Annotated in this window: 11 protein-coding genes; 6 read left to right on the top strand and 5 right to left on the bottom strand. The window is 70.2% G+C overall.

What is annotated here, in order from left to right; genetic code table 11:
- Window positions 1-21: 21 nt before the first annotated feature.
- The 4 genes from rlmB to KA711_11905 form a co-directional block, all read right to left on the bottom strand.
- Complete coding sequence (gene rlmB, locus KA711_11890; GenBank protein MCM0609670.1) at window positions 22-780, bottom strand: 23S rRNA (guanosine(2251)-2'-O)-methyltransferase RlmB; 759 nt, start codon at window positions 778-780, stop codon at window positions 22-24.
- 22 nt (window positions 781-802) lie between these two features.
- Window positions 803-1,534 carry a DUF1624 domain-containing protein gene (locus tag KA711_11895; GenBank protein ID MCM0609671.1) on the bottom strand — a complete coding sequence of 244 codons (732 nt, stop codon included), beginning with the start codon at window positions 1,532-1,534 and terminating at the stop codon, window positions 803-805.
- A complete protein-coding gene (locus KA711_11900; GenBank protein MCM0609672.1) occupies window positions 1,531-2,157 on the bottom strand; it encodes an RES family NAD+ phosphorylase in 627 nt (208 codons plus the stop codon). The genes KA711_11895 and KA711_11900 overlap by 4 nt, the downstream gene beginning before the upstream one ends.
- Window positions 2,158-2,314: 157 nt before the next feature.
- On the bottom strand, window positions 2,315-3,766 hold the full coding sequence (locus tag KA711_11905; GenBank protein ID MCM0609673.1) for a DEAD/DEAH box helicase: 1,452 nt from the start codon (window positions 3,764-3,766) through the stop codon (window positions 2,315-2,317).
- A gap of 224 nt (window positions 3,767-3,990) precedes the next feature.
- On the opposite strand from KA711_11905, the gene ettA reads away from it, so the two are divergent.
- From ettA to KA711_11930, 5 genes are all read left to right on the top strand, one after another.
- A complete protein-coding gene (gene ettA / locus KA711_11910) occupies window positions 3,991-5,655 on the top strand; it encodes an energy-dependent translational throttle protein EttA (protein ID MCM0609674.1) in 1,665 nt (554 codons plus the stop codon).
- A gap of 68 nt (window positions 5,656-5,723) precedes the next feature.
- A complete protein-coding gene (locus KA711_11915; protein MCM0609675.1) occupies window positions 5,724-8,744 on the top strand; it encodes a zinc-dependent metalloprotease in 3,021 nt (1,006 codons plus the stop codon).
- 125 nt (window positions 8,745-8,869) lie between these two features.
- Window positions 8,870-9,847, top strand: a complete 978-nt coding sequence (locus KA711_11920; GenBank protein ID MCM0609676.1) for an NADPH:quinone oxidoreductase family protein — start codon at window positions 8,870-8,872, stop codon at window positions 9,845-9,847.
- A 271-nt stretch (window positions 9,848-10,118) separates the two neighbouring features.
- The gene (locus tag KA711_11925) at window positions 10,119-10,337 is read left to right on the top strand and encodes a hypothetical protein (protein ID MCM0609677.1); all 219 of its coding nucleotides are present in this window, start codon (window positions 10,119-10,121) and stop codon (window positions 10,335-10,337) included.
- 70 nt (window positions 10,338-10,407) lie between these two features.
- Window positions 10,408-10,722, top strand: coding sequence for a high-potential iron-sulfur protein (locus KA711_11930; GenBank protein ID MCM0609678.1), 315 nt, complete (start codon window positions 10,408-10,410; stop codon window positions 10,720-10,722).
- 122 nt (window positions 10,723-10,844) lie between these two features.
- Here KA711_11930 and KA711_11935 read toward each other — a convergent pair whose 3' ends face one another.
- A complete protein-coding gene (locus KA711_11935; protein MCM0609679.1) occupies window positions 10,845-11,351 on the bottom strand; it encodes an FAD-dependent oxidoreductase in 507 nt (168 codons plus the stop codon).
- A gap of 59 nt (window positions 11,352-11,410) precedes the next feature.
- On the opposite strand from KA711_11935, the gene acnA reads away from it, so the two are divergent.
- The gene (gene acnA / locus KA711_11940) at window positions 11,411-14,119 is read left to right on the top strand and encodes an aconitate hydratase AcnA (protein ID MCM0609680.1); all 2,709 of its coding nucleotides are present in this window, start codon (window positions 11,411-11,413) and stop codon (window positions 14,117-14,119) included.
- Window positions 14,120-14,256 lie beyond the last annotated feature (137 nt).

Raw genomic sequence — 14,256 nt, forward strand, 5'->3', positions numbered from 1 at the left:
GGACGGCAGCTGGCGGCGGCCTCAGCGCGCTGAGTCGCCGCGGCGCTGGCGTGCGGCCTCGTACAGGCACACGCCGGCAGCGACGCTGACGTTGAGGCTTTCCACCGCTCCGGCCATCGGGATGCGCACCAGCACATCGCAGGTCTTGCGCGTGAGCTGCCGCAGCCCCGCGCCCTCGGCACCCAGCACCAGAGCCACGGGGCCTGTGAGGTCGATGTCGTAGAGCGTGGCCTCGGCGTCGTCGCTGGTGCCGATGACGCGGATGTCGCGCTCCTTCAGCTCGCCCAGCGTGCGCGCGAGGTTGGTCACCATCAAGTAGGGCACGGTCTCGGCGGCACCGCTGGCCACCTTGGCCACGGTGGCGTTCAGGCCGACAGCGTGGTCCTTGGGCGCGACCACGGCGTGCGCACCGGCACCATCGGCCACGCGCAAGCAGGCGCCGAGGTTGTGCGGGTCGGTCACGCCGTCGAGCACGAGCACGAGGGCGGGGCGCTGGGCCTGGTCCAGCACGTCGTCGAGCGCGTGCTTCGGCGCCAGCGCCGTGCAGCGCGCCGCCACGCCCTGGTGGCGCGGGTTGCCCGCGAGCTGGCCCAGGCGCGTGGCGTCGCTGTCGATCACGCGCACACCGGCCAGGGCGGCACGCTCGCGGAACTGACGCATGCGGGCGTCTCGCCGCGTCGCGTCGACATGCACCTCCTCCACCGAGTCGGGCGCCGTCTTCAGGCGCACGGTGACGGCGTGGAAGCCGAAGAGGACGTGTCGGGTGACGGGCTTGTTCATCGGGCCGATTTCACCACCGCCCTCACCACCACCCAATGGCGCGGCCGGCCAGGATGCCGCCGATGAACACCGGCTGGTGCAGCATGTAGAAGCTCAGGCTCCAGCGCCCCAGCACCGCCATCGGCTGCAACGGCGCCGCCAGCGGCCCGGTGAGCCAGCCGCGCCGCTGCGCCAGCAGCCACTGCCCGGCGGCCACGCCCCACAGCATCACGCCCAGCCAGGGCAGCACGGGCACGAAGTCTTCCGTCACCGGCTTCCGGGTGATGAGCCCGATCCAGGCCAGCGGCTTGATGTTGAAGGCTTCAACCTGCACGACCCAGGGCAGCCCCAGCGCCAGCACGCCCAGCGGCCACAGCCACGCGTGCAGCGGCGCCGCCAGCCGCGCCACGATCAGCATCACGGCGATGCCGTGCAGCACGCCGAAGAAGATGAAGCTGCCGGGGAACATCAGGCTCGAGCCGACGCTCACCAGCAGCGCGCAGCCGGCCACCTGCACCCAGCGGCGCCAGAAGCGCGCCCAGCTCTGCCCCTGGGCCTGCGCCACCGCCACGCCCAGGCCCGCGCAGAACAGGAACAGGCTCACGATCACCGACCGCTGCGAGACCCAGAGCGGGTCGTGGTGGAAGCTGTGGCGGGGCTGGAGGTAGCCGTAGTGGTTGAGATCGAACAGGAAGTGGAACACCGCCATCCACACGATGGCGACGGCGCGCATGGCATCCAGGCGATGGAAGCGGTCGGGGGTCGGTGTCGTCATGCGGTCTTCTCGTTGACGTCGGTGAAGCGTACGCCGTCCCAGGCGTACAGCAGCACAGCGGCGTGCACGCAACGGCTGGCGCGGCGCGGCGTGAACAGGCCCGCGCACTGGCCGCGCGGCTGGCGCACGCTGGGGTAGACCACGCCCTCGGGGCCAGCGGCGTGCAGCGGCGCGCCGAGCGCCCGCGAGGCGCTGTCGTCCTCGCGATCGATCGCCGCGGCGGGCACTGAGCCGGGCGGACGCAGGTCCTGCAGCTTCGCGTCGAGCGCCACCGTCAGCAGCCGCATCGGCAGGTGCAGCGGCCGCTGCCGCGTGGCGGCCAGGAAGCGGGCGTGGTGTAGGCGCGTCTCGGCCACGGCCGTCTCGCGCTCCTTCGCAGCGCAGAACACGCCCCACTCGCCGGCCGAGAATCGGCTGCCCTCGGTGTTGGCCTGCGTGCACGCGGCCATGCTGGGGCCACTGCCGGGGCCAAAGCGGCGCTGCGCGCGGGGCACCCGCTGGATCTCGCCGAGCTCGTCGCGCGCACGCTCCGGCGCCTTGCGCCGGGCAAAGCAGGTGGAACGCGGCGGCCGACCCAGGAGCGCCAGCTGCTCGTCGACCGTCAGGCCCCAGGCTTCGGCCATGCGGGCGTCGGCGCGCAGGCCGGCCGCGGCCACTTGCTCAGGCACGACTGGCGTCGGCAGATCATGCAGGACAGCGCTCAGGCGGATCATCCAAGTCGGGACGATCTGCCGAGCTTAGTCCAAAACTGCACCGCAGGCCACGGCGGGCCGCCGAGCGTCAGCGGCGTGGCCCGCCGGAGCCACCCCCGGGACGCGACGGCCCGCCGGGCCGGCCACCGCCACCCCCGGGTCCGCGGCCACCGCCGGGTCCCCTTCCGCCGCCGCCACCACCGCCACCAGGCCGGCCGGCGTGCGCCGCCCCGCCCGAGCGCGGCGCCGCCGGTGTCGACGATGACGGCCGCTGCGGCGCGCCGCCGCCGGGCCGGCCGCCACGCCCACCACCGCTGCCACCGCCACCACCGCGCCGCGTGCCCCCCACGCCGATGGTCATGCGGCCCAGCACGATGGGCTCGGCGCGCTCGTCGGCCGGCGGCTCGAAGCCCGGTACCGCCTCGCGCGGGATGCTGCGCTTGATGAGCTTCTCGATGTCGCGCAAGAAGATCTCCTCGTCCAGGCAGACCAGCGAGATCGCCTCGCCCAGCGCGCCGGCTCGGCCGGTGCGGCCGATGCGGTGCACGTAGTCTTCGGGCACGTTGGGCAACTCGAAGTTCACGACGTGCGGCAGCTGGTCGATGTCGATGCCGCGCGCCGCGATGTCGGTGGCCACCAGCACCTGCAGGTCGTTGGTCTTGAAGTCGGCCAGCGCCTTGGTGCGCGCTCCCTGGCTCTTGTTGCCATGGATGGCCATCGCGCTGATGCCTTGTTCGTTGAGGAACTCGGTCAGGCGGTTGGCGCCGTGCTTCATGCGCGTGAACACCAGCACCTGGTGCCAGTCGCCGCTCTTGATCAGGTGCGCCAGCAAGTCCTTCTTGCGCTCGCGGCCCACCGGGTGCACCTTCTGTGCAATGGTCTCTGCGGTCTGGTTGCGGCGCGCCACCTCAATGAGCGCCGGCTGGTTCAGCAGCTTGTCGGCCAGCTGCTTGATCTCGTCGCTGAAGGTGGCGCTGAACAGCAGGCTCTGCTTCTTGGACGGCACCAGGGCCAGCACCTTCTTGATGTCGTGGATGAAGCCCATGTCCAGCATGCGGTCGGCCTCGTCGAGCACGAGTATCTCGATGTGGCTCAGATCCAGCGTGCGCTGCTGTGCGTGGTCGAGCAGGCGGCCGGGCGTGGCCACCAGGATGTCGACGCCCTTCCTCAGGCGGTCGATCTGCGGCTGCATGCCGACGCCGCCGAACATGACCATGCTCGTCAGCGGCAGGTACTTGCCGTAGGTGCGCACGCTCTCTTCCACCTGCGCAGCAAGCTCGCGCGTGGGCGTCAGGATGAGGGCGCGAATGGGTATTCGGCCGCGGGCATCGCGCACCGGTTTGGCCAGCGACAGGCGCTGCAGCATCGGCAGCGTGAAGCCGGCGGTCTTGCCGGTGCCGGTCTGGGCGCCGGCCAGCAGGTCGCCGCCGCCGAGCACAGCCGGAATGGCTTGCGCCTGGATGGGGGTGGGTGTGTCGTAGCCCTGCTCGCTGATGGCGCGCAGGAGCGGCTCGGCCAGGCCGAGGTCGGAGAAATGCATGGGATGGGGCCCGCGGTGGAGCCGGTGACGCAGCCTGCTGTCACCCGTTGCGGATGCACCAGTCGGGTAGGCGCGAGGGTCTGGAGGTTCGTCGGGAATCGACGCCGTCGCTGGTGACTGGATGCCGCGACGATGATTTCATTGTAAGTTGCCCGCAGACATGCGGATCACGGCCCTGCGCAGATAATCCGACACTTTCCTCCGGCTTCTTCAGAGACCCACCGATGGCGCAGTACGTCTTTACCATGAACCGCGTCGGCAAGATCGTGCCGCCAAAGCGGCAGATCCTGAAGGACGTGAGCCTGTCCTTCTTCCCGGGCGCCAAGATCGGCGTGCTGGGCCTCAATGGCAGTGGCAAGAGCACGCTGCTCAAGATCATGGCCGGCATCGACAAGGAGATCGAAGGCGAAGCCGTGCCCATGCCGGGCTTGAAGATCGGATACCTGCCGCAGGAGCCGCAACTCGAGCCCAAGCAAACGGTGCGCGAAGCCGTCGAGCAGGGCATCGGCGGCGTGCTGGCAGCGAAGAAGCGACTGGACGAGGTGTACGCCGAGTACGCCGAGCCCGATGCCGACTTCGACAAGCTGGCGGCCGAGCAGGCCGAGCTGGAATCGATCATCGCCGCCGCCGGCAGCGAAAACACCGACCTGCAGCTCGAGCTGGCCGCCGACGCGCTGCGCCTGCCGCCCTGGGACGCCACGATCGGCAACCTCTCTGGCGGCGAAAAGCGCCGCGTCGCCCTGTGCCGGCTGCTGCTGAGCAAGCCCGACATGCTGCTGCTCGACGAGCCCACCAACCACCTGGACGCCGAAAGCGTGGAGTGGCTCGAACACTTCCTCCAGCGCTTCCCGGGCACGGTGGTGGCCATCACCCACGACCGCTACTTCCTCGACAACGCCGCCGAGTGGATCCTCGAACTCGACCGCGGCGCCGGCATCCCCTGGAAGGGCAACTACTCCGACTGGCTGGACCAGAAGGAAAAGCGCCTGGAGGTCGAGAAGAAGCAGGAAGACGCCCGCGCCAAGGCGATGAAGGAAGAGCTCAAGTGGGTGCGCAGCAACGCCAAGGCGCGCCAGACCAAGAGCAAGGCGCGGCTGGCGCGCTTCGAGGAGCTGAGCGACGTCGAGTACCAGCGCCGCAACGAAACGAACGAGATCTTCATCCCGGTGGCCGAGCGGTTGGGCAACGAGGTCATCGAGTTCAAGAGCGTCACCAAGAGCTTCGGTGACCGCGTGCTCATCGACAACCTCAGCTTCAAGGTGCCGCCGGGTGCCATCGTCGGCATCATCGGCCCCAACGGCGCCGGCAAGTCGACGCTGTTCCGCATGATCCAGGGCGTCGAAAAACCTGATGCCGGCGAAGTCATCATCGGCAAGACCGCCAAGCCCACCTTCGTCGACCAGAGCCGCGACAGCCTGGCCGGCGAGAAGACGGTTTGGGAAGATGTCTCGGGCGGCCTCGACAACATCGTCGTGGGCCAGTTCGTGATGCCCAGCCGCGCTTATCTCGGCCGCTTCAACTTCAAGGGCAACGACCAGCAAAAGCTGGTGGGCAAGCTCTCGGGCGGAGAGCGCGGCCGCCTGCACCTGGCCAAGACGCTGGCGCTGGGCGGCAACGTGCTGATGCTTGACGAGCCGAGCAACGACCTCGATGTCGAGACGCTGCGCGCACTCGAAGAAGCGCTGCTGGAGTTTGCCGGCAGCGCCATGGTGATCAGCCACGACCGCTGGTTCCTCGACCGCATCTGCACCCACATCCTGGCCGCCGAAGGCGACAGCCAGTGGGTGTTCTTCCCTGGCAACTACCAGGAGTACGAGGCCGACAAGCTCAAGCGCCTGGGCGAGGAAGGCGCACGCCCGAAGCGGATGCGTTTCAAGCCCATCCACTGATCGATGCGGGGCGCGGGCGTAGGATGGGCCGGTTGCCATCTTGGCAGTCTGCCCTGCTCCTCCACACCATGCGCCTGCCTGCTCTGCCCCAACCCGTCGCGACAGCCCTGCATGCGCGCCGCCCGCGGGCCTTGGCGCTGGCGCTGACAGCCAGCTTCGGGCTGCTGCAAGGTTGCGTCCACCTGGCCGGCGACGGCACGCCTGCTCCCCCTGACAAACCAGGGCAGAAGACGGTGCCCGAACCACCGTCGCGCGCCACCAGTGCGTCGGCGGTGCCGGGGCCGGCTGCGCCTGCCTCGGCTCCGGCCAGTGCCCAGCCTGCCGCCACGGCGCAGGTCCCGGCCAGCGCCCAGCCGCCGGCTGGGGGGGCATCCGCGCCGGGCGCACAAGCCGCCGCCCGCCCGGGCCAGCCGCCGACCCCACCCGCCGCACCGCCGGCGGCACCGGCGGCGGCGCCGGGTGGCCCGCCGCCCTTTGCCACCGTGGTGCGCGACGCGCGCCGCATCGACGGCCCGCTGACGCTGTGGCAGAAGGAGGACAAGGTATGGATCGAACTGCGTCCGTCGCAGCTCGGCGCGCCCTTCCTGCTGAGCCCCAAGATCAAGAGCGGCATCGGCGAGGCGCTGGTGCTCGGTGGCCTGATGGCCTACCCGGTCAACGGGGCTGGCGGCCCGCAGTTGGTGGAGTTCGTGCGCGTGCACAACCAGGTGCGGCTGCAGGCCCGCAACACCGAGGTCAGCGCGCGCCCCGGCACCCCCGAGGCGCGGGCCGTGGAGGCCAGTTACTCGCACAGCCTGCTCGGCGCCGTGCCCGTGGCCAGCCAGCCTCACCCGGAGCGCAAGAGCATTCTCATCGAGGCCAACGGGCTGTTCCTCTCCGATGTGCTGGGCGTCGGAATGATGCTGCAGCGCGGGCTGCGCCAGGGTTACGGCCTGGACCGCGCCAACTCCCTGATCACCTCGGTGCGCGGCAACGACCAGGCTGTCACGCTCGAAACCCAGGCCCACTTCTACACCCCCGGCATCGCGATGCCGGGGCTCAACACGCCGCCGGGCATCGCCGCACCGCTGCTGCCGCACTTGCTTCCTGATTCGCGGAGCATGCTCATCGGCCTGAGCTACTCCCTCGCGCCCCTGCCTGACCAACCGATGACGCCGCGGCCGGCCGACCCCCGCGTGGGCCTGTTCACCAGCACCGTGCTCGACTTCTCCGACGACCTGCAGATGTCCCCGCGCCAACGCTATGTGAACCGCTGGCGTCTGGAGAAGAAGGACCCGGCGGCCGACAAGAGCGAGCCGGTCAAGCCGATCACGTTCTGGATCGACCGCAACGTGCCGCTGGTCTATCGCGAGACGGTGCGTGCCGCGATCCTCGAGTGGAACCGGGCCTTCGAGCGCATCGGCTTCGTCAATGCCCTCCGTGTCGAGCAGCAGCCCGACGACGCCGCTTGGGACACGCTGGACTTCGGCTACGCCTCGGTGCGTTGGATGATGAACGCCGAGCCGCTGTTCGGCGCCATCGGCCCGAGCCATGTCGACCCGCGCAGTGGCGAGATCCTCGACGCCGACATCGCCTTCGAGGGCCTGTCGGCGCGCGGCGCTCGCACGCTTCGCGCCCAGGTGCTGGGCGGTTCTCCACGCACGGCGGCGCCGGCCGGCGCGTTTGCCCTACCCTTCGTGCTGCCCCCGGCGCTGTCACCCGCCCTGCCCGGCACGGTGGACAGCGCAACCACGATGCTGCACGCCGACGGCAGCCCTCATGACTCGCGCTACTGCCTGCACGGCAGGCTCGCATCCGAGCAACTGGTGTATGCGCTCGATGTGCTCGAAGCCCGCGGTGAAGTCGATCCGGATGGTCCCGTGGCGCGCCAGTTCGTGCTCGACTACGTCAAGGAGGCCATCATGCACGAGGTGGGGCACACGCTCGGGCTGCGCCACAACTTCCGCGGCAGCCGCGCCTACACCGAGGCACAGCTGGCCGACCCCGAGTTCACGCGCGCCCACGGCATCTCGGGCTCGGTGATGGAGTACAACGCCATCAACCTGCCCATGCCGGGCAAGTCCACCGGCATGCCTTTCCAGACCACGCTGGGACCTTACGACTACTGGGCGGTGGAATACGCCTACCAGCCGCTGCCACCGGGCACCCTGCCGGCGGCCGAACGCGCCGAACTGCAGCGCATCGCCGCCCGCAGCAGCGAGCGCGGGCTGGGCTTCGGCAGCGACGAAGACAACGCCGTCGCGCTCGACCCCGAGACGATCCAGCTCGACCTTGGCGCCGATCCGATCGCCTTCGCCAAGGGCCGCATCGCCATTGCCCGCGACCTGTTCAAGCGCCAGGAGACCCGCTCGCTGCCTGCCGACCGGGACTACGCCGTCCTGCGGCGCTCGATCAACTTCGCGATCGCCGACACCACACGCGCCATGGGCGTGCTGGCAAGGCAGATCGGCGCGCTGCGCACACTGCGCGACTTTCCGGGCAGCGGCCGCGACCCGCTGACCCCGGTGCCCGCCGCCGAGCAGCGCGAGGCGCTGAACCTGATGCTGCAGACGGTGCTCGGTGCCGACGGCCTGACGCTGAGCCCCGCGCTGCAGCGGCGATTGGCACCGGACTTCCTGGACCGTGCCGAGATCGGCGTGCCCACCGACTACTCGGTGCAGCAGCGTCTGCTCGACCTGCAGCGCGCGGTGCTGAACTTCCTGATGTCCGACGTGATCGCCACGCGCATCCTCGACAGCGTTCCCAAGTTCGACGACCCGCGGCAGGCCTTCTCGCTGGGCGAGATGCACAGCCGGCTGAACGCCGAGGTGTGGCGCGAGCTGGACCGCCGGGCACCAATCCCTTCGGCTCGGCGCGACCTGCAGCGCGACCACGTCAACCGCCTGTCGCTGGCCGTGGTCCGACCCACCGGCACGGGGCGCGCGGACGTGCGTGGACACCTGCGCGAGCAGGCCCGCGCGCTCCTGGCGCGGCTCGAAGCGGCCTCTCGGGCGCGCGGGTTCGACACCGAGACGCGAGCCCACTTGGCCGACAGCGCCGATACCCTGCGCCAGGCGCTGGCCGCCACCATCGTGCGTCAGGCCCTGTAGAACGAGCGCCCCGCCGCCGCAGCAGCAGCCCGCCGATGGCAGCGTGGCTGAGCGACGCTGCGGGGCCACTCCGTATGATCCGGCGCCAGCGCGCGCCAGATGGCGCCCACCGAAGGAGACGGCCCATGCATGCCTGGTTCTGCGACACGCTCGATGGCGTCGATGCCCTGCAGTGGCGCGAGGCGCCCACGCCCGAGCCTGGACCGGGTGAGGTGCGCATCGCCATCAAGGCGGCGAGCCTGAACTTCCCCGACCTGCTCATCGTTCAGGGCAGGTATCAGTTCAAGCCGCCGCTGCCCTTCGTACCCGGGGCCGAGTACGCCGGCACGATCGACGCCGTCGGCGACGGGGTTCACCACCTCAAGCCTGGCCAACCGGTGGCGGCCATTGCCGGGACAGGGGGCTTCGGCACGCACGCCGTGGTGAAGGCGACGCAGGTGCTGCCCCTGCCGCCGGGCTTTGCGCTGGAGCATGCAGCGGCCTTTGCCTTCACCTACGGTACCTCGCACCACGCACTGGTGGACCGCGCGCAGCTCAAGGCCGGCGAAACCGTGCTGGTGCTCGGCGCAGCCGGCGGCGTGGGCACGGCGGCGCTGCAGATCGCCAAGGCCGTGGGGGCCCGGGTGATCGCCGCCGCCTCCACCGACGCGAAGTGCGCGCTGTGCCGCACGCTGGGCGCCGACGCAACGCTGAACTACAGCACCCAGGACCTGCGCGAGACGCTGAAGGCGCTGACCGGCGGCCGCGGCCCCGACGTCGTCTACGACCCCGTCGGCGACAAGCTCGCCGAGCCGGCCTTCCGTTCGATCGCCTGGCGCGGTCGCTATCTCGTGGTGGGATTTGCCGGTGGCGCCATCCCGGCGCTGCCGTGGAACCTGGCGCTGCTCAAGGGCGCCAGCATCGTCGGCGTGTTCTGGGGCGACTTCGTCAAGCGCGAACCGGCAGCCAGTGCGGCGGCGCTGGGCCAGTTGGCGCAGTGGTACGCCCAGGGCCAGGTGCGCCCGGTGCTGGACGCCACCTGGCCGATGGCCCGCATCCGCGAGGCCTACGCGCGCATGGCCGATCGACAGGTGATGGGCAAGGTGGTGCTCGTCAACCCCTGAGGCGGGGCCTGCCCGAGCGCCCCGGGGCGGGCCATGAGGCCCCGCGGTCTGGCCGTGCCGGGCGCCGACGGCGGCCTGACCCCGCCCTGTCCCTCCCCCATGGCACTCCCGAGTGCCCGGAGCTTGGTTTGCGACGACAATAGGGTCTCCGAGTCGACCGGGGCGCCACGCCCGGCCTCCAGCTGCCATGACCACCCGCCGCACCACGACCCCCGCCACGGCTCCTGGAGCCACCCGCTCTCCCCAAGCCACCTCCACTGCCGCGCCGGCTGTGCCTGGCCCGAAGCTGCGCCAGACTCAGGCCGAGTACACGGCGGCGCGCCCGCACGCCGAGCCCGGGGTCAAGCCGATGATGTCCAGCTCGAAGATGTACGTGTGCATCAAGTGCCATGCCAACTTCAAGACGGGCGACGGCAAGCCCGATCCCCGCTTGCGCGGCCTCGGCCGCTGCAACAGCTGCCTGAACGTGACCGCTTCGGCAGCGTCCTGAGCGCATCCAGCGCTGTCTTGTCCAGCGGCTTGTCCGCCAACCCTGCAACTCAATCCGGAGTGACGATTCCATGTCCCAGAGCAATCGCCGAGTCTTCCTGTTGCAAGTCGCCGCCTGCGGTTCGGCGCTGGCCGCCGCAGCCGGCGCTCAAGCCCAGGCCGTCCGTCTTGACGAGAAGGATCCCCAAGCCGTGGCGCTGGGCTACGTGCACGACACCACCAAGGCGGACAAGAAGAAGTTCCCCAAGCACACCAATGACCAGAAGTGCAACAACTGCGCGCTCTACCAGGGCAAGGCCGCCGATCCCTGGGGCGGCTGCCCGCTGTTCGGTACCAAGCAGGTGGCTGGTCCGGGCTGGTGCAGCGCCTGGGCCAAGAAGGGCTGATCGCGCCGCGCTCGCGCGCCCCCTGAAGGCGGCCAGCGGGCCGCCTTTTTCAAGGCCGCATTGAGAGAGCCGCGCCAGGGTCTGCCCAGGCGGGCACGCCGGCTGCATGCCGGCACGGGCCCTCAGCCGTCGAGCAGCCCGGCCACGTGCTCGGCGATCGCCAGCGACGCCGTCAGGCCCGGTGACTCGATGCCCAGGAGATTGACCAGCCCGTGAACACCATCTACCGCCGGGCCGTCGATGCGGAAGTCCGGCGCCGGCTCCTCGGGCCCGTGGATCTTGGGCCGGACCCCGCTGCAGGCGGGCCGCAGCGCGCCTTCGGGCAGGCCGGGCCCGTAGCGCCGCACCGCCACGGCAAAGGCGGCGGCACGTCTGGGGTTCACCCGATAGTCCAGCGCAGCGGGATCGGCGCCCTCTGGCAGCCACTCCAGGTCGGGCCCGAACCGAGCCTGGCCGCCCACGCTCCTAGGAGCGAATCGGGCGCGCTGCACCCGCGTGTGCAGCACGACCCTCCGGCCCCGATGACCAACGTGTCCACACCTTCCTTGCCCCTGGCTCCACAGCGCTGATGACAGGATCCTGTGGCCCGGCGGTTTCTCGCCGCCGGCCGCACGCGACTGCAGGGGCATGGTGACTGCTGGCCGGCGCGGTTCCGCATAATCTTCAGCGCCTCACGTCGGGAGTCCCCATGCCGCACGCCTACGCCAGCACGCTGAAGTCCTTCACCACCGCCTCGGGCAAGACCGGCCAGCTGTGGTCGCTGCCGGCACTTGCGCGGCGGTTTCCAGGGGTTCGGCGCATGCCGGTGAGCCTGCGCATCGTGCTCGAGAGCGTGCTGCGCAATTGCGATGGCCAAAGGGTGACGAAGCAGCATGTCGAGCAGCTCGCGCGCTGGCAGCCCAGGGCCGAGCGCAACGAAGAGATTCCCTTTGTCGTGGCGCGCGTGGTGCTGCAGGACTTCACCGGCGTGCCCCTGCTGGCCGACCTGGCCGCCATGCGCAACGTGGCGCAGCGCCTCGGCCAGAACCCCAGGCGCATCGAACCGCTGGTGCCGGTGGACCTGGTGGTGGACCACTCGGTGATGATCGACCACTTCGGCAGCCCGAAGGCATTGGACCTGAACATGAAGCTCGAGTTCTCGCGCAACCGCGAGCGCTACGAGTTCCTGAAGTGGGGCATGCAGGCCTTCGAGACCTTTGGCGTCGTGCCGCCGGGCTTCGGCATCGTCCACCAGGTGAACCTCGAGTATCTGGCGCGCGGCGTGCACCAGTCGGGCAAAGGCGCTGAGGCCGTGTACTACCCCGACAGCCTGGTCGGCACCGACAGCCATACGACGATGATCAACGGCATCGGCGTCGTCGGCTGGGGCGTCGGCGGCATCGAGGCCGAGGCCGGCATGCTGGGCCAGCCGGTGTACTTCCTGACGCCCGATGTGGTGGGATTCGAGCTCACCGGCGCGCTGCGCGAGGGCGTCACGGCCACCGACCTGGTGCTGACCGTCACCGAGATCCTGCGCCGCGAGAAGGTGGTGGGCCAGTTCGTCGAGTTCTGCGGCGAGGGCACGCGCACGCTGAGCCTGCCCGACCGCGCGACCATCGCCAACATGTCGCCCGAGTACGGCGCGACGATGGGCTTCTTCCCGGTCGACGAGAAGACGCTCGACTACTTCAAGGGCACCGGCCGCCGGCGGGGCGAGATCGAGGCCTTCGAGGCCTACTTCAAGGCGCAGCAGCTGTTCGGCGTGCCGCGTGCCGCCGACATCGACTACAGCCGCGTCATCCGTCTCGATCTGTCGACGGTGGCGCCGTCGCTGGCCGGGCCGAAGCGCCCGCAGGACCGCATCGAGATCGGCCACGTCAAGCAGACCTTCACCGAGTTGTTCAGCGCCCCGGCCGCCGCCAATGGCTTCAACCAGCCGGCCACCAAGCTGGCCGCGCCCGTGGCCACCGCCGACGGCCTGGCGGTGAAAAACGGTGACGTGCTCATCGCCGCGATCACGAGCTGCACCAACACCAGCAACCCCGGCGTGCTGCTGGCCGCCGGCCTGCTGGCCAGGAAGGCCGTCAAGGCGGGCCTGCGCGTGGCGCCGCACATCAAGACGAGCCTGGCGCCCGGCTCGCGCATCGTCACCGAGTACCTCGAGAAGACCGGCCTGCTGCCCTACCTCGAGAAGCTGGGCTTCGCGGTGGCGGCCTATGGCTGCACCACCTGCATCGGCAATGCCGGCGACCTGACCCCGGCCCTCAACGAGGCCATCACCGCCAACGACCTGGTGTGTGCCGCGGTGCTCAGCGGCAACCGCAACTTCGAGGCGCGCATCCACCCCAACCTGAAGGCCAACTTCCTGGCCAGCCCGCCGCTGGTGGTGGCCTACGCGCTGGCCGGCACGGTGCTGAAGGACCTGATGACCGAGCCCGTGGGCCACGACAAGAAGGGGCGCGCTGTTTACCTGGGCGACATCTGGCCCCGCAGCGAAGAGGTGCACGCGCTGATGAAGCACGCAATGGACGGCAAGGCCTACCGCCGCAATTACGACCAGGTTCGCAAGGAGCCGGGCAAGCTCTGGCAGAAGATCCAGGGCGTGCAGGGCGAGGTCTACACCTGGCCGGCCAGCACCTACATTGCCGAGCCGCCGTTTTTCGAAGGCTTTGCGATGGCGCCCCCGGCACGCGAGACCGGCGTGCGCGGCGCGCGCATCATGGCCCTGTTCGGCGACTCCATCACCACCGACCACATCAGCCCGGCGGGCAGCTTCAAGCCCGGCACGCCGGCCGGCCAGTGGCTGCAGGCGCAGGGCGTGGCGCCGGCCGACTTCAACAGCTACGGCGCCCGCCGCGGCCACCACGAGGTGATGATGCGCGGCACCTTCGCCAACGTGCGCGTGAAGAACCTGATGCTGCCGCCGGGCCCCGACGGCTCGCGCGTCGAAGGCGGTTACACGCTGAAGGACGGGCAGCAGCTGCCCATCTACGAGGCGGCCATGGCCTGGCAGGCCGAGGGCACGCCGACGGTGGTGTTCGCGGGCGAGGAGTACGGCACCGGCTCCAGCCGAGACTGGGCGGCCAAGGGCACGGCGCTGCTGGGCATACGCGCGGTGGTGGCGCGCAGCTTCGAGCGCATCCACCGCAGCAATCTCGTGGGGATGGGCGTGCTCCCGCTGCAGTTCAAGCCCGGCGACAGCTGGCAGGGCCTGGGGCTCACCGGTGCCGAGACGGTGGAGTTGCGCGTGGCCGACGAACTCAAGCCCCAGGGCGACGCAACGCTGGTGATCACGCGCGCCGACGGATCGGTGCGCGATGTGACCGTGACTTTGCGTGTCGACACGCCCATCGAGGTGACCTACCTGCGCCACGGCGGCATCCTGCCCTTCGTGCTGCGGCAGTTGCTGGCGGCCTGAGCGGCTGCGCCGAACGAGACCTCGGTTGCTGCATCCCCGGCTGTGGCATCTGTCGCGGCGCGGCGTCGCGGTCGGCGCTGAGGTGAAGGTGTTCCTCACCTTCATCACGCCGATTTCGCAGACTCTGCTGTCGGCGG

Source organism: Ideonella sp. WA131b, from assembly GCA_023657425.1.
GTDB lineage: Bacteria > Pseudomonadota > Gammaproteobacteria > Burkholderiales > Burkholderiaceae_C > Rubrivivax.

Bases quoted from the DNA above. Each gene is read 5' to 3' on its own strand.
- rlmB (MCM0609670.1), bottom strand. From the start codon at position 780: ATGAACAAGCCCGTCACCCGACACGTCCTCTTCGGCTTCCACGCCGTC.
- KA711_11895 (MCM0609671.1), bottom strand. From the start codon at position 1,534: ATGACGACACCGACCCCCGACCGCTTCCATCGCCTGGATGCCATGCGC.
- KA711_11900 (MCM0609672.1), bottom strand. From the start codon at position 2,157: ATGGCCGAAGCCTGGGGCCTGACGGTCGACGAGCAGCTGGCGCTCCTG.
- KA711_11905 (MCM0609673.1), bottom strand. From the start codon at position 3,766: ATGCATTTCTCCGACCTCGGCCTGGCCGAGCCGCTCCTGCGCGCCATC.
- ettA (MCM0609674.1), top strand. From the start codon at position 3,991: ATGGCGCAGTACGTCTTTACCATGAACCGCGTCGGCAAGATCGTGCCG.
- KA711_11915 (MCM0609675.1), top strand. From the start codon at position 5,724: ATGCGCCTGCCTGCTCTGCCCCAACCCGTCGCGACAGCCCTGCATGCG.
- KA711_11920 (MCM0609676.1), top strand. From the start codon at position 8,870: ATGCATGCCTGGTTCTGCGACACGCTCGATGGCGTCGATGCCCTGCAG.
- KA711_11930 (MCM0609678.1), top strand. From the start codon at position 10,408: ATGTCCCAGAGCAATCGCCGAGTCTTCCTGTTGCAAGTCGCCGCCTGC.
- KA711_11935 (MCM0609679.1), bottom strand. From the start codon at position 11,351: ATGCCCCTGCAGTCGCGTGCGGCCGGCGGCGAGAAACCGCCGGGCCAC.
- acnA (MCM0609680.1), top strand. From the start codon at position 11,411: ATGCCGCACGCCTACGCCAGCACGCTGAAGTCCTTCACCACCGCCTCG.